The sequence below is a fragment of the Prevotella ihumii genome, from assembly GCF_900155655.1.
GTDB classification, from domain to species: Bacteria; Bacteroidota; Bacteroidia; order Bacteroidales; family Bacteroidaceae; genus Prevotella; species Prevotella ihumii.
The window spans coordinates 887,516-910,108 of the sequence record NZ_LT706987.1; the positions used below are offsets into that span (position 1 = coordinate 887,516).

At 39.7% G+C, this 22,593-nt stretch carries 22 protein-coding genes and 1 tRNA gene; 12 read left to right on the plus strand and 11 right to left on the minus strand.

Going from position 1 to position 22,593, the window contains the following annotated elements; all coding sequences use genetic code 11:
* Positions 1 to 235: 235 nt before the first annotated feature.
* Positions 236 to 457, minus strand: a complete 222-nt coding sequence (locus CZ367_RS04195; protein WP_077195761.1) for a hypothetical protein — start codon at positions 455 to 457, stop codon at positions 236 to 238.
* Positions 458 to 719: 262 nt separating this feature from the next.
* Between CZ367_RS04195 and nth the strand changes: the two genes are divergently transcribed.
* The gene (gene nth / locus CZ367_RS04200) at positions 720 to 1,373 is read left to right on the plus strand and encodes an endonuclease III (RefSeq protein WP_077195762.1); all 654 of its coding nucleotides are present in this window, start codon (positions 720 to 722) and stop codon (positions 1,371 to 1,373) included.
* A 148-nt stretch (positions 1,374 to 1,521) separates the two neighbouring features.
* Positions 1,522 to 2,232, plus strand: coding sequence for a DUF2461 domain-containing protein (locus CZ367_RS04205; RefSeq protein ID WP_077195763.1), 711 nt, complete (start codon positions 1,522 to 1,524; stop codon positions 2,230 to 2,232).
* Between the two features lie 134 nt (positions 2,233 to 2,366).
* Here CZ367_RS04205 and CZ367_RS04210 read toward each other — a convergent pair whose 3' ends face one another.
* The 6 genes from CZ367_RS04210 to CZ367_RS04235 all read right to left on the minus strand — a co-directional run bounded on the left by CZ367_RS04210 (position 2,367) and on the right by CZ367_RS04235 (position 7,235).
* Complete coding sequence (locus CZ367_RS04210) at positions 2,367 to 2,759, minus strand: PqqD family protein (RefSeq protein ID WP_077197355.1); 393 nt, start codon at positions 2,757 to 2,759, stop codon at positions 2,367 to 2,369.
* 29 nt (positions 2,760 to 2,788) lie between these two features.
* A complete protein-coding gene (locus CZ367_RS04215) occupies positions 2,789 to 3,265 on the minus strand; it encodes a S24/S26 family peptidase (RefSeq protein ID WP_077195764.1) in 477 nt (158 codons plus the stop codon).
* Between the two features lie 10 nt (positions 3,266 to 3,275).
* Complete coding sequence (locus CZ367_RS04220) at positions 3,276 to 4,163, minus strand: hypothetical protein (RefSeq protein WP_077195765.1); 888 nt, start codon at positions 4,161 to 4,163, stop codon at positions 3,276 to 3,278.
* A 22-nt stretch (positions 4,164 to 4,185) separates the two neighbouring features.
* Positions 4,186 to 4,668, minus strand: coding sequence for a hypothetical protein (locus CZ367_RS04225; RefSeq protein ID WP_077195766.1), 483 nt, complete (start codon positions 4,666 to 4,668; stop codon positions 4,186 to 4,188).
* A 10-nt stretch (positions 4,669 to 4,678) separates the two neighbouring features.
* Positions 4,679 to 5,542 (minus strand): sigma-70 family RNA polymerase sigma factor, encoded by an 864-nt coding sequence (locus CZ367_RS04230; protein ID WP_077195767.1) that lies wholly within the window; start codon positions 5,540 to 5,542, stop codon positions 4,679 to 4,681.
* A 229-nt stretch (positions 5,543 to 5,771) separates the two neighbouring features.
* Entirely contained in the window at positions 5,772 to 7,235 is a 1,464-nt protein-coding gene (locus tag CZ367_RS04235) for a trypsin-like peptidase domain-containing protein (RefSeq protein WP_077195768.1), read from the minus strand.
* A gap of 844 nt (positions 7,236 to 8,079) precedes the next feature.
* Between CZ367_RS04235 and CZ367_RS04240 the strand changes: the two genes are divergently transcribed.
* The 4 genes from CZ367_RS04240 to CZ367_RS04255 all read left to right on the plus strand — a co-directional run bounded on the left by CZ367_RS04240 (position 8,080) and on the right by CZ367_RS04255 (position 10,179).
* On the plus strand, positions 8,080 to 8,313 hold the full coding sequence (locus tag CZ367_RS04240; protein ID WP_077195769.1) for a YecH family metal-binding protein: 234 nt from the start codon (positions 8,080 to 8,082) through the stop codon (positions 8,311 to 8,313).
* Between the two features lie 19 nt (positions 8,314 to 8,332).
* Entirely contained in the window at positions 8,333 to 8,626 is a 294-nt protein-coding gene (locus tag CZ367_RS04245) for a glutaredoxin-related protein (protein ID WP_077195770.1), read from the plus strand.
* Positions 8,627 to 8,780: 154 nt separating this feature from the next.
* A complete protein-coding gene (gene recF / locus CZ367_RS04250; protein ID WP_077195771.1) occupies positions 8,781 to 9,896 on the plus strand; it encodes a DNA replication/repair protein RecF in 1,116 nt (371 codons plus the stop codon).
* Positions 9,889 to 10,179 (plus strand): DciA family protein, encoded by a 291-nt coding sequence (locus CZ367_RS04255; RefSeq protein WP_077195772.1) that lies wholly within the window; start codon positions 9,889 to 9,891, stop codon positions 10,177 to 10,179. Before recF ends, CZ367_RS04255 begins: the two co-directional genes overlap by 8 nt.
* Positions 10,180 to 10,256: 77 nt before the next feature.
* Here CZ367_RS04255 and CZ367_RS04260 read toward each other — a convergent pair.
* Positions 10,257 to 10,330: transfer RNA gene (locus CZ367_RS04260), tRNA-Thr, on the minus strand.
* Between the two features lie 255 nt (positions 10,331 to 10,585).
* Here CZ367_RS04260 and CZ367_RS04270 point away from each other — a divergent pair.
* A complete protein-coding gene (locus tag CZ367_RS04270) occupies positions 10,586 to 11,131 on the plus strand; it encodes a DUF4199 domain-containing protein (protein WP_077195773.1) in 546 nt (181 codons plus the stop codon).
* Between the two features lie 8 nt (positions 11,132 to 11,139).
* Positions 11,140 to 12,102, plus strand: a complete 963-nt coding sequence (locus CZ367_RS04275) for a glycosyltransferase family 2 protein (protein WP_077195774.1) — start codon at positions 11,140 to 11,142, stop codon at positions 12,100 to 12,102.
* Between the two features lie 79 nt (positions 12,103 to 12,181).
* Here CZ367_RS04275 and CZ367_RS04280 read toward each other — a convergent pair whose 3' ends face one another.
* Together CZ367_RS04280 and CZ367_RS04290 are read right to left on the minus strand one after the other, a co-directional pair.
* The gene (locus CZ367_RS04280) at positions 12,182 to 13,207 is read right to left on the minus strand and encodes an IS110 family RNA-guided transposase (protein ID WP_077195775.1); all 1,026 of its coding nucleotides are present in this window, start codon (positions 13,205 to 13,207) and stop codon (positions 12,182 to 12,184) included.
* 1,102 nt (positions 13,208 to 14,309) lie between these two features.
* On the minus strand, positions 14,310 to 16,367 hold the full coding sequence (locus CZ367_RS04290) for a TonB-dependent receptor (protein WP_077195776.1): 2,058 nt from the start codon (positions 16,365 to 16,367) through the stop codon (positions 14,310 to 14,312).
* A gap of 224 nt (positions 16,368 to 16,591) precedes the next feature.
* Between CZ367_RS04290 and CZ367_RS04295 the strand changes: the two genes are divergently transcribed.
* The 3 genes from CZ367_RS04295 to fmt all read left to right on the plus strand — a co-directional run bounded on the left by CZ367_RS04295 (position 16,592) and on the right by fmt (position 20,119).
* Positions 16,592 to 17,161: an L-threonylcarbamoyladenylate synthase gene (locus tag CZ367_RS04295; RefSeq protein ID WP_077195777.1), complete on the plus strand. Its 570-nt coding sequence runs from the start codon at positions 16,592 to 16,594 to the stop codon at positions 17,159 to 17,161.
* A gap of 93 nt (positions 17,162 to 17,254) precedes the next feature.
* A complete protein-coding gene (locus tag CZ367_RS04300; protein WP_077195778.1) occupies positions 17,255 to 19,042 on the plus strand; it encodes a chloride channel protein in 1,788 nt (595 codons plus the stop codon).
* A gap of 60 nt (positions 19,043 to 19,102) precedes the next feature.
* Positions 19,103 to 20,119: a methionyl-tRNA formyltransferase gene (fmt, locus tag CZ367_RS04305; RefSeq protein WP_077195779.1), complete on the plus strand. Its 1,017-nt coding sequence runs from the start codon at positions 19,103 to 19,105 to the stop codon at positions 20,117 to 20,119.
* Positions 20,120 to 20,209: 90 nt separating this feature from the next.
* On the opposite strand, the gene CZ367_RS04310 is transcribed toward fmt, so the two are convergent.
* Entirely contained in the window at positions 20,210 to 20,851 is a 642-nt protein-coding gene (locus tag CZ367_RS04310) for an HAD family hydrolase (RefSeq protein ID WP_077195780.1), read from the minus strand.
* Between the two features lie 209 nt (positions 20,852 to 21,060).
* Between CZ367_RS04310 and mltG the strand changes: the two genes are divergently transcribed.
* Entirely contained in the window at positions 21,061 to 22,095 is a 1,035-nt protein-coding gene (mltG, locus tag CZ367_RS04315) for an endolytic transglycosylase MltG (RefSeq protein WP_077195781.1), read from the plus strand.
* The last annotated feature ends 498 nt before the right edge of the window (positions 22,096 to 22,593 follow it).

Consider the following 22,593-nt stretch of genomic DNA (forward strand, 5'->3'; position numbering starts at 1 on the left):
AAAAGCCTTTGCGGGCTAATGAGCGATTTGGGTTAAATCATTATATACAAAAAATAGGATATATCCACATTGCACAGATATATCCTATTTTTTGTTTCGTTGCAGCCATTACAGCTTATTCTGAATTAGCCCAAATTGGTTATTATAATGAGAATGTATTCTTCATGTAAAAGACATCTCATAAGTTTCCTAACAATAAAGCAAACTCATAAATTAGTCTAATAACCGTTTTGGATTAAATAGACTTGTAGCCTGTAGTACAATTCTTCTTTAGTAAGTCTCTTAAAGTAAGTTCCTTACCTCCGTGTTCTACAAATGCTTCGTGCATTTCTTCCCATCCTTCATTCTCATCTTCAGAATGTTGGAAAGTGATTGCTTTACTCTTTGCTTCAGCTATTACCCATCCTACGACTGCGATGATGAGCAATACTGCAAGACCTATCATTGGAGTTGTCATAATTCTTTATATTTTATTTTCTTGCAAAATTACTGTAACTTTATCTGACTACCAAATTTTACTGATGAAAATATAAGTTTCAACATCTTTTTTCGCATTTTCAATGTTATCTATCACCTATTTAGATGGTGTATTACACCTATTTATACATATTCCTAACGTTATTTGTGTATTCTCAAAAATTATCAAACGCTAATAAAAGTATTCGCACAACTTTTTGTACCTTTGCTTCATTATATTCTATAAATAGATTAAGGACAAGATGACAAGAAAAGAGCGATATACCTATATATTAGATTACTTTAGAGAAAATGTTGGGATAACAACTACAGAATTAATGTTTGGGTCTGCTTTCCAATTGCTTTGTGCAACATTACTTTCAGCTCAATGCACCGATAAGCGTATCAATGAAGTAACGCCCGCACTCTTTGCACAATATCCAGATGCAAAAGCAATGGCGAAAGCTGAAGTAGAAGAAATCTTCGAATATGTTAAAAGCGTGTCTTACCCTAATTCTAAGGCGAAACACTTAGTGGAAATGTCGAGAATATTGGTAGATGCCTACGGAGGCGAAGTACCATCAGAGACAGAAGAATTGGTTAAACTTCCTGGAGTAGGACGCAAAACAGCCAATGTCATTCAGGCTGTATGGTTTGGCAAACCTACATTAGCTGTGGATACGCACGTATATCGTGTAAGTCATAGATTGGGCTTAGTACCACAAGACGCCAACACTCCACGAAAAGTAGAAGACTATTTAATGAAGAATATTCCGTTAGATGAGGTTTCATCTGCTCATCATTGGATACTCCTCCACGGACGTTACATTTGCAAGAGTGCACGTCCTATGTGTGAAAAATGCCCATTTGAAACGTTTTGCCCTAAGATTTTAGAGAATAGTAAGTTAGGTAAATAAAACGATGTCTTAAGATTTTAGTGAGCAGTAAGTAAGGCTAATAAAACAATGTCCTAAGACTTTAGAGAAAAAAGATTGGGTAAATAAACTATATTTCTTAAGGATTTAGAGAATAGTAAGTCAAGAAAGTAGAACTAAAAGAATAAAGATGAATACAAAAGAGATACACCATTTTTTGCAAGCCATTGCAGCCAACAACAATAGAGAATGGTTTCAAGAACATAAAAAGCAATACGAAACAATACGAAAAGATTTTGAAAGTGGGGTAGAGATGGCCATCAAAGCCTTGACAACGATTGATGATGAAGTTTCCCATCTTGAAGTAAAAGACTGCACCTATCGTTTTTATCGTGACACACGTTTCTCTCCTGACAAAAGTCCATACAAGCGACATCTTGGCGCATATATATGTGCTAAAGGCAAAAAATCATTACGAGGAGGCTACTATATGCACATCGAACCCAACAACTGCCTCATAGCAATAGGATCTTATTACCTTCCAACAAACATACTTACTTCGTGTCGCAATGAAATAATGGGTGACATAGACCATTGGCGTAAAATAGTGGAAGACGGAAAGTTTGTTAAAACCTTTGGCTATGCTAATGAGGGACATTGGGAAGATGGTAACGTTACTGACAGAGGCTTTGGACTTACGGCGTTAAAGACTATCCCTAAAGGTTTTCCACGTGATTACGAGTTTGCACAATATCTGCGAATGAAAGATTATTGTTGTTGGGTGAAAGTTCCAGATAATTTCTTTGAAGGTAATACTTGGGTAGATAAGTTTGTAGAAATTTGCAAAATTGGTAAACCAATGATGGACATGATGAACTCGGTAATAGACGATTACGAGTAAAAACACATAACTCAATAGCAACGGAAGTAAAAAGAATAATAAAACAAAAGTCAAGTTGCTATTATCACAAAACAAACTGTAGGTTGTAAAAAGTCTGCCTACAGTTTGTTTTCTTTTATATTTCAGATTTAGAATTATCCAAATAACTTTTTAAAGAAGCCCTTTTTCTCTTTAGCAGGTTCTTCTTTTTCTACTGTATTAGCCTTTGTTTCAGCACTTGTTTCATTACTTTTCTCGCTCAATTGTGGGATGTCATCTCCCTCTATAATGCCCGTTTCTCCCCATTGAGCTACAAGTTTGGCAATGTCATTAATAGCTGTAGCCTCATCTATTTCATATTCGCCAACAAGACGCTTTGCCAAATCTTCTATTGTAAAGTTGTCCATTGCTTGTGCTTCTTTCCATAAGAAAGCAGAAGTTTCGTTCATTGAGATGATATTACAGAAGTCGATATTCTCTTCTCCTTCAGCCACTATGATGTTTTCGCCACATACTTGACGTAAATTAAATCCTATCTTTGTTTTCATTTTTCTATATTTTATTTGTTTCTCTATCTTTATATTGTGCCCAAAAGCGGTATCCATAGTCGCCTGTAAACACCAAGAAGAATACGTCTAAACGGACGTAATGCAGTCCATACTTTGCTATAAATGCGCCATTTTCTTCCGTCAGTCCTGTCTAATGTATTGCGACCTTTGCGATAAAACCCTATCACAGCCCCCACAATATTTTCCTTTTTACAATATTCGGTAGATAGGTTTCCATCGCCTAATAGGGTAATATCGTCATTTTCAATGCGAATAATGCGATGTAAAACAAAATGTTTGGGCATTATTTCTGCCAACACAGGGTCGCCTATACGCAATGTTGTGGGCTTAACGAGCAATGCTTTGTCGCGATTATTTTCCAAGAATGGACGCATAGAATACCCTTTCAATCGGAGCGTTACCGTATGTCCTTCTTGCAACATCTTTACTACCTCAGGCAGCAAACTTGCATTCTCAAATTGTTTTTCAGCCTTTTCTATCCTCACACGCCTTTTTTTATGATTTAGCTATCCCTTTATAGCACACCTCAGCAGCTTCTTTATTGGGCAAACAATGAAGAACATAAATATCCGACTTCTCAACAATCTTTGTAATCATATCACACAGTGCATTGAAAATATCCGAATCCCACTTCATTGTGGAGCACGATGGAAGTAATGAAGCAAAAGCCTGTATAGGGTTAAGTCTTTCCACAGAATTGGTTTCAGCTCTATCAATACGTGTTATTGCGCCCAATTTAGCTTTTACGTTACGATAGCAAGGCGTTTTACCACTCCACGGACTACCATAAATCCACAATTCATCGTCTATCAAGCGTATAATGGGGTTATCGTCATTCATAAGGTCTGAGCCCTCTATATAGCGAAGCCACATACTTACTTGTGTAGATTTTCCTGTGCCACTCTTGGCTATAAACGCATATCCATACCCATTATTGCGCACCAAAGATGCGTGTATAAGCAATATTTGTTTACTTGCACCAGCAAAAGCAAATATGAGCATTAATGCGTTGTTTAGCCCAAACGTACGCATATTATAATCTCCACTGAGCGCACAACGACAGTTGGAAAAATCTTTGTTGGTTATCAATAGGCAGCATACCGAATTAGCAATGTTCTTAATTACAAATTGATAGCCGCCGTCACTAAGTTTTTCAACAATAGTATCACCATTTCCCGTGTCAAAACTGCGTATCAGATGGCGTTCTTCTGGTGCTACTTCCGTCAAACTATCGTCCACAGTAAGTTGAAAAAACAGCTCACCATCATTATTCTCAACACGAAAAGGTTCGAACGAACGCAATAAGTGCATACCATTTGCCTCTGACTTAGCAAAATTGATACGTACGTTGTGATCTGCTATTTTGAAGTTGTGTGTCTGCATCTCTTCTCTTTCCGTATCTTATTTATTTGGAATTTTCTTTTCGTCCTACAATGTTCTTATTCCCATTGCTTTGCACAGTTGTTGTCTGCGTATCAGGTCCAACGGTTGTAAATCTAAAGTCGGTTGCAGCAATATGGTTTATGATATATTTCACCTTGCTCTTCTTTGTGTATTTCTTTTGCAACTGAACATACTTTTTCATTGCTTTCTTCTCATCATCAGCAAACAATACCATACACATAGGGTAGTTTGCTCTGCCCATACGTTCTATATAATTGCGCAATTGATACGAATAATCTTCTCTGTTTACTAAAAAGTGAGTTCGGTTGTCTTCACGATACACGTCTACGGGTTGTATATCGGTGAAATAAAGTGTAGAGTCGTTGAATGATGTAGCAAAGCCGAACATATAAACCTTCGCTGTTTTGTATCCTTCTTGGGCAAATGTTTCAGTTGCCAATCCCAATAGCATTGCTGCTATAACCAATAATTTGTATAATTTCATTTTTTATTTTTTATTTTCCTAAATATTCTTTGAGCAGCCTATTGCCTGAGTTATGTCTCAGTGTGTGCAGGGCTTTTTCTTTTAATTGTCTTACACGCTCACGGGTAAGCCCTGTAAGTTCGCCAATCTCTTCAAGCGACTTTTCGGTTTCGTTGATACCAAAAAACGCCTTCACCACTTCTCGTTCACGTGTTGATAGTTTGCTTAATGCGTGTTCTATCTCGTTATTTAAACTTTCTTTTACTAAACTTTCATCTGCCGCAGGTGTATTCCTATTGGGCAATACATCAAGCAGACTATTGCCTTCATCGTTAGCAAAAGGGGCATCCATCGAAACGTTGATGTTGTTCATTGATAGTGCCTCGGCTATTCGCTCGTGTGTAAAGTTCGTTAGTTCCGCCAACTCTTCTATACTTGGCTGTCTGTGGTATTCTTGTTCAAAGTCGTTGAGCGTTCGGCGTATCTTATTATACGAGCCAATTTGGTTTTGTGGTACACGCACAAGCCTACTTTGGTCGTTTATGGCTTGCAGTATGCTTTGCCTAATCCACCATACAGCATACGAAATAAACTTGAAACCGCGTGTCTCGTCAAATTTCTGTGCTGCTTTTATCAATCCCAAATTACCTTCATTGATGAGGTCGGACAGTGATAAGCCTTGATGTTGGTATTGCTTGGCTACCGACACAACAAACCTTAGATTGGCTTTTGTGAGCCTTTCCAATGCTTTTTCATCGCCTTTTTTAATTCTCTGTGCGAGTTCAATCTCCTCTTCCAACGTTACAAGTTCCTCACGACTGATGTCTTGTAAGTATTTTTCGAGCGCCTCGCCTTTTCGATTAGTAATCGAATTAGTTATTTTGAGTTGTCTCATCTTATGGTAGGAATTGATATTAAGTTGGGCAAATTTACATAAAATCAGCGAGTTTCCCAAAGTTTTCTTCGATTAATATGTGTATAAAACCTACTTTTTCAACGAACGTCATTGTGTTTTATATTTTACGAACATTGTCTTTCAGTAAATACGCATAAAAACAAAACCTTGCTATCGCTAAAGTGCGACAACAAGGTTTCTGATATTTCGTGTTATTGCTATACTTCACTTATTCGCTTAGCGGTACAGCAAAGTAAGCCTTCTTACCTGTAGGATAGATACCTTGGATATAGAGTACAGGGTCTTTGCTTATAGAAGCAGTCTTTACTACTTTTTGCAAAGCATCAATAGAATTGATAGTTGCATCGTTTACCTTCTGAATAATAAATCCACGTGTAATACCTGCTTCGCGCAAGCTACCGCTATTTACTTTCATCACTTCAAGACCATAGCTGATGTTGAGTTGCTTTTTGAGTGCATCGGTTACAGGTCGGAACTGTCCTCCGAGCACATCAATATCGGCTTGAGCTATAGGTTTGGTTGTACCTTGTGCATTCTTTAGTATTGCTGTCTTGGTCATTTCTTTCTTGTTGCGCAAGAAGGTTATTGTTGCCTTATCGCCAGGACGCTTGCTATTGAGGGCTTGCATTAGTTCAGACATCTTGGTGATTCGTTGTCCGTCTATCTTGGTGATAACATCGTTCTTTTGCAATCCCAATTCGGCTGCATTGCCATCTGCACTTACTTCAGCTACATATACACCTTCGTTAGTACCAAGGTCTACTTCCTTGCCTTCTTCTTTCTGAGCGTTGATATAGTTCAATACATCGCCACCTGTAATGCCCAACATTACACGCTGAACACTTCCATACTTTTTAATATCGTCTACCACCTTGCTCATAATAGAGGTGGGAATGGCAAAACCATAACCACTGTACGAACCTGTTTGAGAGAAAAGCATAGCATTGATACCTACCAATTCGCCTTGCACATTAACCAATGCACCACCAGAGTTGCCTTGATTGATGGCAGCATCGGTCTGGATAAAGCTTTCAATTCCGTTTGATGCCCCCAAACCACGAGCCTTTGCACTTACGATACCTGCTGTAACGGTATTGTTAAGGTTGTAAGGGTTGCCTACAGCAATAACCCATTCGCCCACTTTCAGGCGGTCCGAGTCGCCAATAGGGAGTGTTGGCAGATTGTTGGCACTAACCTTTATCAAAGCAAGGTCGGTGCTCTTGTCTGTACCTACGATACGTGCCGAAAATTCACGATTATCGTTAAGGGTTACGGTAAGTTCGTCTGCACCTTCCACAACGTGATTGTTGGTTACGATATATCCATCAGATGAGATGATAACACCACTACCTGTGGCTTGTTTCTTAGGAGTTTGAATTTGCTGACGACGTGAGCCACCGCCATTGCCTTCAGGCATACCGAAGCCAAAGAAATCGAAGAAACCTCCAAATGGGTCGTCTTGTACTTCGATAGTTTTAGTTTTTGAGTTTTGTACAAACTTGATATGTACCACAGCTGGCAACGCTTTTTCAGCTGCGTAAGTGAGGTCTACAGGCTGACCAGGGGCTACTACAGGGGCTTTTGCTCCATAAACCTTGATAAAAGCTCCTGTTGAGAGTGCTAAAGCAAGAACGCAAGAAGCACCCACGAAAAAGTTTCCGATTTTTTTCATAACTTTCTTTTATATGATGTTTTAATTTTTTGATTTCCGTTTTTGTGATTGCAAATATACATTCAATAAATCTAAAAGAATAATTTTGTCATTTTTCTTTATTCCATTTAACACTTTGTTTTCGATACTTAACGGGTTTTCAAATCTTGAGCACTTAATTTTACATTCGTTCAACATAAGTAAAAGATCCTAAGCCCACAAAAGTTTTGTGGTGAAAGATAAAATAACCGAGTTAGTATCATAAATAAACATACTGCGAAATGGCTCACTCTTACCTTAACAATATGACCTTTACAATAAGGCAATTGTTGTTCTGTTTTTCCTTGCCTTATCTTTCTAAAACAAAACATCTATCTTTGAAAAGCAAAACATATATGTATGAGCTTCCCAAAGTTCAACTTTGAGGGGGTAAAACATATATGTTTGGGAGGGTTAAACATATATGTTTTGGAAAGCAAATATAAACGTCTCATTATCAATTGTTTACATTTGTGCATTCTTAACATTCCGCTCTACAGTAGATTGTTCTATTTGTGAACTACGAAAAATCGGCAACAATATTCCTTGAGTGCTCAGTGTGGAGTTATATCGCTGTATTAACCCAAATCGCTCATTAGCCCCAGTCGGACGTGTCGGACCAGTCGGACCAGTCCGACTTGTCCGACACGTCCGACTGGGGCTAACGACCGATTTGGGATTAAGGATTATCATATAGGAGTGAAAAGAAGAGTATAAATAAAGTTAAAACAAGTATTAAGGTAACATTTGTGCCCTAAAGATAAGGTGAAAGTGCGTACTTTTGCTTGCGATAAAATTTAATAGTAATCACAAATAAAATAAGAATATGGCACACGGACACGATGTACTTCATATGATGGAAGGCAATAGTTATGCAACTAAAGAAGAATTGGTAAAAGCAATTGTAGAAAAGTTTGGTGAAGAAGAACGCTTTCACACTTGTTCAGTAGACGGAATGACCGCCGAAGAATTGGTAGACTTTCTTGAAAGCAAAGGCAAATTTATGCCTGCACAAGCTGAATCGTTTACAGTAGACGCATCTAAAATTTGTAATCATTAATCTCTATTGAGAAACCGCAATGATTAAAATATATGGAATGAAGTCTTGTCCCGACTGTGTAGCTGTGGACAAGCAAGCGGAAGGCAATCCACAATACGAGGTGATAGATATTGGCGAACACGTGCGTTACTTGAAAGAGTTTCTACGTTTGCGCGATACAAATGCAGTCTTCGACGAGGCACGCCGTGAGGGTTATGCTGGCATACCTTGCTTTGTATTGGAAGATGGCACTGTTACGCTCAACCCTAAAGAAGCAGGGTTGAGCAGCACAGAGGTAGCAGAAAGTTGCAGAATAGATGGCAACGGGTGTTAATCTAATCATAATTGATTAGCAGAAACACCGTTTTTTCGCATAAATTGATTAACTTTGTACACTCATTCTATATCTATAGCGTGGCACAGAAAGGCGCTACCCATAGGTGGAGAATGGGTGTACAACGTTTATATTATTTCCTCGTAGAACTGTTATGCGCTTAGATAAAATTTCGATTATCAATTTCAAAAATATTCAGACGGCAACTTTAGCGTTATCGCCTAAGATGAATTGTTTCATTGGACATAATGGTGAGGGTAAGACCAACTTCTTGGATGCTGTTTACTACTTATCGTTCTGTCGCAGTGCGTTCAATCCAAAGGATTCGGAAGTGATGCGCCACGAGAACGATTTTTTTGTGATTGAAGGCGAATATACCACCGATGGAGGTGACAAAGAGAGCGTGTATTGCGGAATGAAACGAGGTACGAAAAAGCATTTTAAGCGCAATAAGAAAGAATACAAGAAGCTAAGCGAACACATAGGGTTAGTGCCTTTAACCTTTATATCGCCAGCAGATATTTCGCTAATAGAAGGGGGAAGCGAGGAACGACGCAAACTGATGGACGTGGTTATATCGCAGTATGATAAAGAATACATCGACTTGCTATTGCGCTATAACAAAGCCTTGCAAAACCGAAATAGCTTATTGAAGCAAGAGGACGAACCTGACGCTACACTATTGGAGCTATTAGAAATGCAGATGGCAGAATATGGAGAGACTATTTATAAAAAGCGAACAGCTTATATAGACGAACTTGTGCCTGTATTTCAAGACATCTATCAACGCATAGCACAAAATCACGAGGAAGTATCGTTAAACTATGTTTCGCACGGGCAACGTGGCGACTTGCTTTCGGTGATACAACGAGACAGAGCAAAAGACAGAATTATGGGCTATTCGCTTCATGGTATTCATAAAGACGACCTTGTAATGATGCTCGGTGGCTACCCTATAAAGCGTGAAGGAAGTCAGGGACAGCGTAAAACCTTTGTATTGGCACTGAAATTGGCACAATTCACCTTTCTGAAACGTGCCACTAACGAACGTGTGCCGTTGCTATTGCTCGATGATATATTCGATAAGTTGGACGCCAATAGGGTAGAGCAGATAGTGAAACTTGTGTCGGGTGAGGAGTTCGGGCAAATATTCATCACCGATACCAATCGTGAACACTTAGACAAAATACTAAAAAATTCGACCTTCGATTATAAACTCTTTAATGTTGTAGGAGGAGAAATAAGCGAAAGCGAGGTGGCTTATGTTTAGACGAAAGGTACAGCCCTTATCCGAAGTATTGGGCAAAATGTTGCGTGATGGTGGACTTGAAACTCCGCTGATGCAGAAGCGTCTCATTGATGCGTGGGAAGTAGTAGCAGGCAAAACCGTAGCCCGATATACCCAAGAGAAAGCTATTCGCAACCAAACACTTTATGTTAAGATAGTAAATCCTGCATTGCGTCAAGATTTAAGTATGATGCGTTCACAATTGGTGAAACGCCTTAACGAATATGTGGGTTCGTTTGTCATCTCTGATGTAAGAATATATTGATAGTAGGAATTGGATAAAAGAGAAATAAAAAAAGGATAAATCATTTCTGACTTATCCTTTTTTATTTTGATTTTTTGAGCCTCTTGTCGGATTCGAACCAACGACCCCGAGATTACAAATCACGTGCTCTGGCCAACTGAGCTAAAGAGGCGGGGTGAGCAAGCGATTCTTATCGCGTCGCTACGACCTTCTGCCCTTGCTATGTTCCCATCCTGGGGGATTCAAAGGGAGCTGACCGTAAGAGACTTGCTCGTCTCATTACTTTCTTTCTGAAAGCGAGTGCAAAGTTAATCATTTATTTTTAATATCCTGTAAAGTATCCCTTATTTTTTCTGATTTTAACAAAAAAACATAATTTTCGCAGCTTGTTACCTTATTTATAATATTAATTGAGTAATTTTGCATTATGAATAAGGACGAAATAAAACAACTTAGTGCGTACGCACGCTATGATGGCATCTATTTAGCAATTGTGTGGGCAGCTTCGTTTGCTTGCTTTCTTGCTATGACTTGGCAGAGCTTTCTCAGCCAATTTAGTACCATATTGCTGCTTTCCACTCCATTTTTTGTAGCTTATCGCCTAAAGATATATCGTGAAGAGGGTCTTGGAGGAGCGATTTCTTTTAAGCGTGCTTATTTCTACTGTGTACGAGTTTTCTTCAATGGAGCATTTATTTTTAGCTTCTTGCAGTGGCTTTATATGCAATTTGTTGATAACGGAAAGTTGGTACGTATGGTTTCAACTATCCTTTCTGCACCTCAGTACGATGCGCTTTATGCCTCAATGGGGGTAAGCAGAGATGAGTTTTTGACCTTAGTTCCCGATGCTTTTGCACCTATGACCATTTCGGTAAATAGTTTTCTCTATGGTGCTTTCTTTGGCGCAATGATAAGTTTGCCCATTGCTGCATTTATGTTTCGCTCTGTGCGTTCAAATCAAAATTTGTTATAATCTAAAATATGGATATATCAGTTATAGTACCACTCTACAACGAAGATGAAAGTTTGCCTGAATTACATTCGTGGATTCGTAGAGTAATGAACGAGAATAAGTTCACATACGAGATAATTTTCGTAAATGATGGCTCAACCGATAGGAGTTGGGAGGTAATAGAACAGCTCTCAAAAGCCGACGAAAACGTACGAGGCATTAAGTTTCGACGTAACTATGGTAAGAGCCCTGCACTCTATTGTGGATTTAACGAGGCGCAAGGCGATGTGGTAATAACGATGGACGCTGACTTGCAAGACTCGCCCGATGAAATTCCTGCACTCTATAAGATGGTAACAGAGGACGGATACGACCTTGTAAGTGGTTATAAACAGAAACGTTACGACCCTTTATCAAAGACACTTCCTACAAAGCTTTTCAATGCTACAGCACGTGCCATTAGTGGTGTGAAAAATCTTCACGACTTCAATTGTGGACTAAAGGCTTATAAGAAAGCTGTTGTAAAGAACATTGAGGTGTATGGAGAGATGCACAGATATATCCCTTATTTAGCTAAAGAGGCTGGATTTAAGAAGATTGGAGAAAAGGTGGTGCAGCATCAAGCACGTAAATATGGTTCAACTAAGTTTGGTATAAACCGCTTTTTCAATGGTTATTTAGACCTTCTTACACTATGGTTCTTAACCAATTTTGGCAAGAAGCCTATGCACGTATTTGGCTTGATGGGAAGCTTTGTTTTCTTCATTGGCTTTATAGCTTTCGTGTGGTTCATCATCGAAAAGATGATAAATCTATCTAATGGCATTTATGGAGACCTACTCACCAATCACGCATCATTCTTTATTGCGCTTGTTGCAATGATATTGGGTACGCAACTCTTCCTTGCAGGCTTTCTTGGCGACTTGATTAGTCGTAATAGTAGTCGACGTAACGAATACTTGATAGCTGAAGAAATAAACATAAAGAAGTAAATTTGTTGAAGACGGAATACGCTTAACCCCAAATCGCTTTCTATGTTAAAATCCAAATGTTTTGACCATTATTTTCAATTTATGCTGAGATTTTATAATCAGGGGTGAATGTTTGGCGGTTTCTAACCATTGCAGTGACCAAATGCACAAGTTTGTTCTTGACATTGTTCAATGCAACTTGCTTCTTCTTTCCTCGTTCCACGAGGCGCATATAGTACCTCGCCATAACGGGATTGAATTTGACGGCAGCCAGTGCAGCTTGTGTCAGCATGGCCTTTATCTGGCGGTTCGCCATATAATGTACATGCGGATCAGAATGCACACTGGTGCCAGAGTCTTTTCCGAATGGGGCTAAGCCGTAATAGCAGGCAATCTTGCGCGAGTCGTAGTTGAAACGACGGAAGTTGTCTGTATACACCATCAGACAGACAGCGTTCTGCGTTCCTATGCCAGGCACCGAGGTCACGATTGTGAACACCTCGGTGAGCTCTTCGTCCGACTTAATGAGCTCGGCGATTCGCTTGTCTATTTTCTCAACTTCCTTATTGAGTTCTGATACGATATGCCTTCCGCTCTGCGAGATCATTGTCTTGATAGGCGATTTCTCCATAGTGAGCTTCTTCTCGCCTCTACGCACCTGAAAGCTGCATCTATGGCGTACCACCATTTGACGATACAGAAACAGCTCTCGTAGTTGTGCAAGTGACTCGCTAAGTGGCTCGTACATAACGGCTTTGTCGTGATTTCTCATAGCGTATTCTGCAATCATCGAGGCGTCGGCGCGGTCAGACTTCAATCGTCTGAGACCTGATGCGTCCTTGATGCTCTTGGCGTTCTCAAGCCACATATCGTAGCCTTTGCCGTAGAGGAAGTTGCATAGTCCTTTGCTGTAGTCGCCAGTATTTTCACCGCAGAAGAGCCACAGGGAAGGATCGATACCGTAGGAATTCTTCTCCACCCACTTGACCAGTTGCTTGTAGCCAGACACTGTTGTCTTGAACTCGTTGAACACTCTTGGGGCCGTTTCTGTCAGACCGTCTGCAAAAATGATAGCCACATCAACTTTTTCTTTCGAAAAATCAACTCCGATAAATAAATTCTTCATATATTTGNGTCGAGATTTGCGAGCTTATTTTGAGCTATTTTTGGTTGTTTTTGAAGACGTTTAGCGAGCTAAACAACTGAAAAAACAAACGAAAAGAGCCAAAATAAGGTGCAAAGACGAAGAAAAGCATAACATCTAAACGCTTTAAAAAGCCTTTGCGGGCTAATGACCGATTTGGGTTAAAGGTGTATCTCTCAAAACTTTTGCTTACAATTGCACACAAATTTATGCCACTTTTGTGTATCACGTTTCTTTTCAAACACATATACAAGAATTATGACCCTTGTGTAGTTTCCTGATTTTGGTTGACTACTTGCTTGTCTTAAGTCTTGATAAAGTTGACTCAGTTAAACATTAAAACTGATTATAGTTGACTATTGATCCTTATCACTGATATTTGTTGACAGAGTCATTCTTATAACTGCCCAGGGTTGACTGGAGGGCGTAGCCCGGAAGTCAACCCTGGGCATGGCTGCAAAGGTAAACCATTCTCAGGGATTATACAAAAACTTTGATTCTCTTTTATATNATCAGCACGAAGTGATTCGTGAGTCAGTTCCTTCTTCAAACGTGCAATCTCTGCCTGCAAGTCTTTGATCTCTGTATTCTCGGCATCTGCAATAGGAGTTCCAGAATGGATGAATGTTCGACGTTTCATAATGACTTTGACTTGGTTTTCACTTGCAAAGTTACGAATCCATCTTGAAATTGTTGTCTCTCCAACAGGAATGATTCGAGAAATTTTTGTGCGCCCCAAACCCTCTTGGGTATAAAGACGAATTACTTCATCGTAATACTTGTTACGTTTCTCACAATTGTACTTCCACATAATTGTTGATTTTGCGAGTCAACTTTTTCTAGGGAAAGACATTGTATTTCACAATCATCCGAAGTAAAATGGAAAAACAGAAAAAGATAAGCGGCAAATACACTATCTATCAAATAAGATAGTAATGGATATAGTGGCTAAAAAATAAAAATTCAGCAATGGGTATAAAAAAGGGTTATTATAATGCACTGCCGTTTGTTGCAAATACATTATAATAACCCAACGAAATAATGAATCTTATTTTTGGAAGTTAATCCTTTAATTCGTTCATCATTAGAGATTAATCTCTAACGATGTGCCGAATGTCAATGGCTTACCCTTTTGTCCGTAATAGTCTTTTCCTGTTACAAACCCGTATGCTACATAGTCGGTTGCTGTGAGGTTTTTACCCCATACTTCCCAAGTGAAAATGCCTTTGCTCATACTTACCTTTGCATTCAGTGTTGCATAGAAGTTTTGACTTACGGCATTATTGTCTGTCCAATAGATACGACCGACTCCTGTCATTCCTGCGCTGAACACTAATCTGTCTAACCAGCCCATTGGCATTACTGTATAGCTTCCTGTAAGCGCAAGTGTGTGGTTAGGTACCATTGGAAGATACTTATGTGAATAGTTTTCCTTTTCGCTCTTCACGTATTTCAAATATCGGGCATGGGTATAACCATAGTCCAAGTTGAGGTTCAAGCCCTTTACAGGACGATAACCCAAAGCAAACTCTAAACCCTTGCTGTGCGCACGTCCTGCATTGAGAATGACATTGCCCAAACCTTGTACGGTATAAGCGGTTTGCATATCTCTCCAGTCGATAAAGAAAAGATTTAATTCTGCCGACAATTTGTTGTCACAAAATGTGGTGCGTGCTCCTAATTCATAATTCCAGCTGTATTCAGGGTTGTACGAACGTTCGTAATCTTCCTTGAAACTATTGTTGAAACCACCTGGTTTGTAGCCGCGTGTTACACTTGCGTAATACAAATTATTGGTTGTAGTGAGATATTGGATGGTGAATTTAGGCGTAAACTGGCGGAAGTTAGCCTTGCTTTTAAAGTCTGATACGTGTCTTACGCCATTGTTTACCAAATTAACCATATCTTGATTGTAGTTGGTTTCAGCGTGTTCGTAGTCGAAACGTGCACCAATTGTTGCTGAAAGACCTCTCCAGATGTTGTATGAACTTTGATGATAAAGAGCTATCGACTTGGTAGGTACGTTAAAGTCGGTAGGCATTTCCACTTTCTTTGGAAGCATAGCTACCTTGACAAATGAGTTGGAATCGAACAATAAACCGAATGCGCCTACAATCCATTGATAACGACTATTGTTATTCGATTTCAATGTAAACTCTTGCGATAACATATTTTGATGGAAATTATTGTTTACAAAGTAAAGGTCGTTCACCGTAAAATCTTGGTCGATACCCATATTTGTTTTTATAAATTGATAAGATGTTTGGCTGTTAAAGCTCAAAGCATCATTTTCGTAATGGGCATTGAAACCTGTTGAAGAAATAAGTCTGCGGAACGAACTGTAACGATTATAGTTCACATCTGCCACCTTTCCTGTCGTCACATCGTATGGTGCGTATGGATACCCCCCTTGGTCGCTATATGCAAAGGTTGAAGTAAGACGGAGCAGCCATTGTGCAGCAGGTTTCCAATACAATCCTATGCGTGCTTCCCCTTCGTCCATTTTATCAGCCTTGTCATTGAGGAATGCGTTCTTAAACATACCGTCATTGTGGTGATACGAGCCACCAACAGAGAAGCCGAAGCTATTAGAAAGTTTTGTATAGTTGGATGCCTTTGCTACAAAGTCGTTATAGTTTCCATACCCAACTTTCACTCTTGTGTTTTGATAATCAAGCGGATTGTGGCTATACACGTTCACAATACCGCCAATGGCATTACGTCCATAGAGCGTACCTTGAGGTCCGCGGAACACATCTACTGCTGCCATCTCGCTAAGGTCGAAGTCGAATGCAGACGACTCAAAGTGTGGTACACCGTCAACATAATATCCCACAGCCGAACCTTTTGCTTTCACACCTATACCTCTTATATATACAGGGGTATTGGCACGTGATCCGTAATCGGGCATATAAAAGTTGGGGATTACTACGGATAGGTCTTTAGGACTAACAATCTGTTGACTTCTCAACAAACGTACATCGACTCTTGAGACAGATGTCGGAGTAAGATTTTTTTGATTTTGCTTTGAATCAGATATTACTACTTCTTGTAAATCAACATTCTTAAACGTAGTTGTGTCAACTGGAGCATCGGGAGTACCACTTACAACGAGTGGCAACAATAATAATTCGCTAATCATACTTTTTATAGGATTGAATTTCGGGTGCAAAGTTAATCTTTATTCAACTTTTTCACAATCCTTATTTATAAGGAAATTTATGAATTACCTATCTTAGTTTTACTTTTGTTTTCTAAATACACGATGGTTTCGACTTATTTTTTAGGTCTTTCGTTTGCGTATTCCCTTTTTTTACAATATCTTTGCGTAATTGTAATCACAATAACATATAAATCAAAACGACAATGAAGCAAGAAGACGATATAAGAACAGCAATAGAAGTGATGCGAAAGGGTGGAGTAATACTTTATCCGACAGATACTATTTGGGGATTAGGGTGTGATGCCACTAATGCCGAAGCTGTGGCAAAGATATACAAAATAAAGAAGCGTGAAGACTCAAAAGCATTGATATGCTTGGTCGATTCTGATGCTCGCTTGCAGCGTTATGTACGCAATGTACCCGATGTGGCGTGGCAGTTGCTTGACGCAGTGGTGAAGCCTACAACCGTAATCCTTGATAATGCTGTAAATCTTGCGCCAAACTTGATAGCCGAAGATGGGTCTATTGGAATAAGAATAACTAAAGAGCCATTCTCTCAAGAGCTATGTTATCGTTTTCAGAAGGCTATTGTTAGCACCTCTGCCAATATCAGTGGCGAACCTGCGGCACAAAACTATTGCGACATTTCAGAAGACATACTCTCGGCAGTAGATTATGTTTGCTTTGCTCGTCGTCAAGAGCACAAGCCCCACGAGGCCTCTACTATCATCAAGATTAGCGAGTCGGGCGAGGTAAATATCATTCGTAAATAATCAAAGTTTCTAAATATCATTATTAAAACATTTTGATACGCTACGCAAAGTTTGAGTAATTCAAATCGCTTTGTCGTAACTTTAAAATCATTTATGCAGGAATATAAGTTTATTACCAATATAGACAGATGGCGTCAGAAAAATATTTCCGACCGCCAATTCGTATTGGTACTTGCTTTTTTAGTGGGATTTTTAGCTGCCGTAGCTGCCTACGTACTCCACATCATCATTCATCAAATAGAATCGCTTATTACGTCAGGCTTTAGCCTTATCTCCATCAACTGGCTCTATCTGCTTTACCCCGTAGTGGGTATATGGCTCACCAGCTTGTTTGTAAAGTACGTTGTTCGCGACCACATTTCGCACGGCATTACCCGTGTGCTTTATGCTATTTCCACCAAACGTTCCGAGCTGAAAGCCCACAATACGTGGACTTCTATCGTTGCTTCAGCCATTACTATTGGATTTGGAGGTTCGGTGGGAGCCGAAGCTCCTATTGTGCTTACAGGCTCTGCCATTGGTAGTAACTTAGGAAGGCTTTTCCATATGGACAAGCGCACTTTGATGTTGCTCGTTGGTTGTGGCGCTACCGCAGCTGTTTCGGGCATCTTTAAAGCCCCAATTGCAGGTTTGGTGTTCACCTTAGAGGTATTGATGCTCGACTTAACGATGGCATCATTACTTCCTATTCTTATTTCTTCCGTTACCGCAACTTGTTTCTCTTACTTCTTTACAGGCGGAGAATCAATGTATAACTTTCAGATAGATTCGCTTTGGAGCTTAGACAAAGTACCGCCAACCATTCTTCTTGGCATTGCCTGTGGCTTTCTCTCACTCTATTTTATGCGTGTAATGTCGTGGTGTGAAGATGGATATGCCAAACTTTCTAACAGGCCTTATCTCAAGTTGTTGGCAGGCGGATTGGTACTCTCATCTCTTATTTTAGTGTTCCCAGCCTTGTACGGTGAAGGTTATAGCAGCTTGCGTATATTCATCGAAGGTAATTCTGAAGCCGATTGGAATCAGGTGTTAAGAGGTTCTATGTTTGCAGGTCAAACCAAATTTTTGTTGCTCTATGTAGGACTTGTTATGCTCACTAAAGTCTTTGCAACGAGTGCTACCAATGGGGCAGGAGGTTGTGGCGGAACATTCGCTCCTTCGCTCTTTATCGGTGGTTTTGCAGGCTTTTTCTTTGCTCGTTTTTGGAACGTACAGCAGATAGGCGAGTATATTCCCGAAAAGAACTTTACCCTTTATGGTATGGCTGCGGTGATGGCTGCCGTAATGCACGCACCACTCACGGGTGTATTTCTTATAGCCGAACTCACAGGAGGTTACAATCTTTTCATTCCGTTGATTATCGTAACCGTTTGTTCTTATCTCACCATTAATATCTTCGAAAACCATAGTATATACGCCGTACGCTTAGCACGACAAGGTCAGCTCATTACCCATCATACCGACAAATCGGTAATGACAATGATGAATATGCAAAGCATTATCGATAAGGAATATACCTCTGTCGACCTAAATATGGAAATGGGCAAACTTATTCACGTCATAAGTGCGAGCCGAAATAACTATATTCCCGTTGTGAACGATAGCGGAAACTTGATAGGAGAGATAGATATTACAAAGTTGCGCCATATCATTTTCAGAACCGAATTGTACCACCGTTTCCACGTCAACCAACTAATGTCGCCCCCTGCGGCTACACTTGTTGTAGACGATCCGATGGAACGAGTAATGAAGGTATTTGACGAAACAGGCGCACAGGTATTGCCAGTTTTGGAGACCGATGGACAACTCTGCGGCTATATCTCACGCACTCGATTGTACAGTATGTATCGCCAATTGGTTGCAGATTTTAGTGCTGAATAGTCTATGTATCAATAGATTATTGGCAAAAAGAAGAACTTGATTTTTACAGAATTTGAATTAATGGAAAAGAAAGATTTACGAATAGTATTTATGGGTACACCAGAGTTTGCCGTAGAGTCGTTGCAAGCTTTGGTAGAAAACGAATATAATGTTGTTGCAGTGGTAACTCAACCCGACAAACCCGTGGGTAGACACCAAGACACCTTACAACCACCGGCAGTAAAGGTTTATGCAGAGAAAATGGGTTTGCCCGTTCTTCAACCTGTAAAAATGAAAGACCCTGACTTTATTGACCAACTTAAAACATTCAATGCTGACCTACAAGTAGTGGTGGCTTTCCGTATGTTGCCCGAAGTGGTATGGGATATGCCTCGCTTTGGCACATTCAATGTTCACGCTGCCTTGCTTCCACAATATCGTGGTGCAGCTCCCATCAATTGGGCGGTTATCAATGGCGAAACCCAAACAGGTGTTACCACTTTCTTCCTTGATAGGGATATAGACACAGGACGCATCATAAAACATAAAACGTTTGACATCCCCGACGATGCAGATGTAGAATATGTGTATGACGGACTGATGAAAGCGGGCGCAAAATTGGCTATGGAAACAATAGACCTTATATTAGATAATGTGGAAAAAGATAGTTCACCTACCCAATTTGCCATCTTCCGTGAGGCCGTAACCGAACCACAAGACGAAACAAAAGCACTCAAAGCTGCTCCAAAGATATTTAAAGAAACGTGCGAAATCAATTGGAATCAACCTTCAAAGTGTGTTTACGACTTTGTACGTGGACTTTCGCCTTACCCTGGGGCGTGGTCAGAGATGTTGCCCTTAGATGAAAGTGTAGCTAAGGGACGCAACAACACGTTGAAAATATATAAAACGGAAAAGACCAACCGACAAAGCGTTGGCAGCGCAGGTACTTTTGTTGCAGAAGGAAAACACATCTATGTGAATACTGCCGACTACCAATTGGAGCTGAAAGAGATACAACTTTCAGGAAAAAAACGTATGGACGGCACATCATTCGTTAATGGATTTAAGAATATAAACGAGTTTAAGCTGAAATAAAAACCAACGCTTCAGAAAAATAAGTTGCATATACAACCTACACCAATGCGAGCGAAAGGAAACATTCTCTTTCGCTCGCATTGGTGTATATTAAGGTAGAAGTTCTTCGGGCTTACTGACAAAGTATGTAGCACCGTGATCTATCAAAAACTCCTTATCACGAAATCCCCAAAGCACACTTACGCAAGGAATACCGCAGTTTCGAGCCGTTGCCACATCTACATCGCTATCGCCAATATACACAGCCCCTTCTTTGCTTGCACCCAATTGCTTCAATGCTTCTATCACCGTGTCGGGAGCGGGCTTTTTCTTAATGTTTTCACGTTCACCAATTGCCACTGTGATGGTTTCGGGAAAGAAATGACGAGCCAAATCTTGTGTAGCGGCATAAAATTTGTTGCTTACAATTGCCAATTTCTTGCCTCTTTGTTTCAGCTCGGTTAGCATTTCCATAATGCCTTCGTAAGGTTTGGTTGTATCAAGATTGTGTTCAAGATAGTGTTGGCGAAACGTTGCATACACCTCCTCAAACTGTGGATTGTCGAGACCATTAGGAATGGCACGCTCCATCAACTTTTTTACTCCATTTCCCACAAACATACGCACCTCTTCCACAGTGTGTTCGGGCATATTATGGGTACGCAAGGCATAATTGGTGCTTGCAGCCAAGTCGTTCAATGTTTCTAACAATGTGCCGTCTAAATCGAAAATGTAGGTCTCAAACTCCTTCATACTATCTTTTTTGTTTTATTTATTTCAAAAATTCGCTTACTTTCTCACCCATCAAAAGCGAGTTGTAAACCACTACAAAAGTACAAACTATCTGCCTAAAACAAGCTGATAGAATATTAAAAATAAAAAAACTTATGCTTTTTTGCCTATATACGCAAAGCCTTTTTTACTAAAATGCGTACCTTTGCAGTGAACTAAAATCATAACTAATGGCAAAATCAAAGCGTAAGCAAAACAAGCATCGTGGACTAAAATTTATAGGAATCTTCGGTTTCGTAGGTGCTATTCTTATTTATTTCTTCTTCTTTTCGGCGATGTCGAAGAGTGGAGAGCGAGAGTATCTCACAATTGACGACAATGATAACATCGACTCTGTATATGCAAAGTTAGCCCCTCTTTCTACCAAACACGGAATGTGGGTGTTCAAACAGTTGGCAGCTGTTACCTCATACAAAGATAAGATAGAGAAAGGACGCTATGCTGTGGGCAGTATGGGCGCACTACAAACATTCCGTTATATAGCCAATGGTCGCCAAGCCCCTGTTTCGCTTACCATTCGTTCGGTACGTACATTGGGCGATTTGGCTAAAGATGTGAGCAAAAAGATGATGTTTACCCGTTCGGAATTTCTTGATAGCATTACTTCTGACGAAGTTTGCAAGAAATATGGCTATACACCTGAAACCATCATTGCAATGTTTGTACCCAATACGTATGATTTCTATTGGGACACAACAATAGCCCGTTTTATGGAAAAGATGGACAAGGAAAACAAACGTTTTTGGACTTTTGAGCGTACAGAAAAGGCTGAAAAGGCAGGATTTACCAAGGTAGAAGTAATGACTTTGGCAAGTATTGTGGACGAGGAAACCGATAACGAAGCCGAAATGCCTAAAATAGCAGGTATGTACATAAATCGTTTGAAAGCAAAAATGCCATTGCAAGCCGACCCAACTGTGAAGTTTGCCATCGGTAAGTTTGAAGCACACCGCATCTATCATAAATGGTTGAGCTACGACAGTCCTTATAACACTTACAAATACAAAGGACTTCCCCCCGGTCCGATACGTATTCCTTGCGTGGCTGCCATTGATGCTGTACTCAATTATGTTCACCATAATTATATGTATATGTGTGCAAAGGAAGATTTCAGCGGTACACACAACTTTGCCGAAACCTACGAAGAGCATCAGAAAAATGCAGATCGTTATGCTAAGGCGTTGACCGAACACGGCATAGAATAAGAGGCATAATAAGTTCGTTATACGAATGATAAAGAGCATATTCTGAACCGCTACCCAACTGTTTATCGCTGTTGGGTAGCGGTTTTTTTATATATTGATAAAGATAAAATAGATAATTGAGAGTTCGCAAACAGAACAAAAGAAGAACAAAGGGTAGAGCAGAATAATTCTGACGAAAAGAACAGAAAACTGAAAAAGTAAAGTATTGATAACTATCTATTAATCATTGATTTACAAAACACTTATTTAAGACTTCTCAAAGTTCAACTTTGAGGAGGTAAAACATATATGTTTGAAGTGGTCAAAGTTGAACTTTGGCAAAGCAATACATATATGTTTTGTATGCCTAAGATAGACCTATTGAATTTAGAACATCAATTTGTTAATCATAAAAGATGCACAAAAGGAAGAATAGAACAATACAGCGAACCTTGCTCAGTTAGAGGATTGTTAAGGGTTAGTACTATTTCTCACATACGAAGGATAAATGCATCATAT

Bases quoted from the DNA above. Each gene is read 5' to 3' on its own strand.
- CZ367_RS04195 (WP_077195761.1), bottom strand. From the start codon at position 457: ATGACAACTCCAATGATAGGTCTTGCAGTATTGCTCATCATCGCAGTC.
- nth (WP_077195762.1), top strand. From the start codon at position 720: ATGACAAGAAAAGAGCGATATACCTATATATTAGATTACTTTAGAGAA.
- CZ367_RS04205 (WP_077195763.1), top strand. From the start codon at position 1,522: ATGAATACAAAAGAGATACACCATTTTTTGCAAGCCATTGCAGCCAAC.
- CZ367_RS04210 (WP_077197355.1), bottom strand. From the start codon at position 2,759: ATGAAAACAAAGATAGGATTTAATTTACGTCAAGTATGTGGCGAAAAC.
- CZ367_RS04220 (WP_077195765.1), bottom strand. From the start codon at position 4,163: ATGCAGACACACAACTTCAAAATAGCAGATCACAACGTACGTATCAAT.
- CZ367_RS04225 (WP_077195766.1), bottom strand. From the start codon at position 4,668: ATGAAATTATACAAATTATTGGTTATAGCAGCAATGCTATTGGGATTG.
- CZ367_RS04230 (WP_077195767.1), bottom strand. From the start codon at position 5,542: ATGAGACAACTCAAAATAACTAATTCGATTACTAATCGAAAAGGCGAG.
- CZ367_RS04235 (WP_077195768.1), bottom strand. From the start codon at position 7,235: ATGAAAAAAATCGGAAACTTTTTCGTGGGTGCTTCTTGCGTTCTTGCT.
- CZ367_RS04240 (WP_077195769.1), top strand. From the start codon at position 8,080: ATGGCACACGGACACGATGTACTTCATATGATGGAAGGCAATAGTTAT.
- CZ367_RS04245 (WP_077195770.1), top strand. From the start codon at position 8,333: ATGATTAAAATATATGGAATGAAGTCTTGTCCCGACTGTGTAGCTGTG.
- recF (WP_077195771.1), top strand. From the start codon at position 8,781: ATGCGCTTAGATAAAATTTCGATTATCAATTTCAAAAATATTCAGACG.
- CZ367_RS04255 (WP_077195772.1), top strand. From the start codon at position 9,889: ATGTTTAGACGAAAGGTACAGCCCTTATCCGAAGTATTGGGCAAAATG.
- CZ367_RS04270 (WP_077195773.1), top strand. From the start codon at position 10,586: ATGAATAAGGACGAAATAAAACAACTTAGTGCGTACGCACGCTATGAT.
- CZ367_RS04275 (WP_077195774.1), top strand. From the start codon at position 11,140: ATGGATATATCAGTTATAGTACCACTCTACAACGAAGATGAAAGTTTG.
- CZ367_RS04280 (WP_077195775.1), bottom strand. From the start codon at position 13,207: ATGAAGAATTTATTTATCGGAGTTGATTTTTCGAAAGAAAAAGTTGAT.
- CZ367_RS04290 (WP_077195776.1), bottom strand. From the start codon at position 16,367: ATGATTAGCGAATTATTATTGTTGCCACTCGTTGTAAGTGGTACTCCC.
- CZ367_RS04295 (WP_077195777.1), top strand. From the start codon at position 16,592: ATGAAGCAAGAAGACGATATAAGAACAGCAATAGAAGTGATGCGAAAG.
- CZ367_RS04300 (WP_077195778.1), top strand. From the start codon at position 17,255: ATGCAGGAATATAAGTTTATTACCAATATAGACAGATGGCGTCAGAAA.
- fmt (WP_077195779.1), top strand. From the start codon at position 19,103: ATGGAAAAGAAAGATTTACGAATAGTATTTATGGGTACACCAGAGTTT.
- CZ367_RS04310 (WP_077195780.1), bottom strand. From the start codon at position 20,851: ATGAAGGAGTTTGAGACCTACATTTTCGATTTAGACGGCACATTGTTA.
- mltG (WP_077195781.1), top strand. From the start codon at position 21,061: ATGGCAAAATCAAAGCGTAAGCAAAACAAGCATCGTGGACTAAAATTT.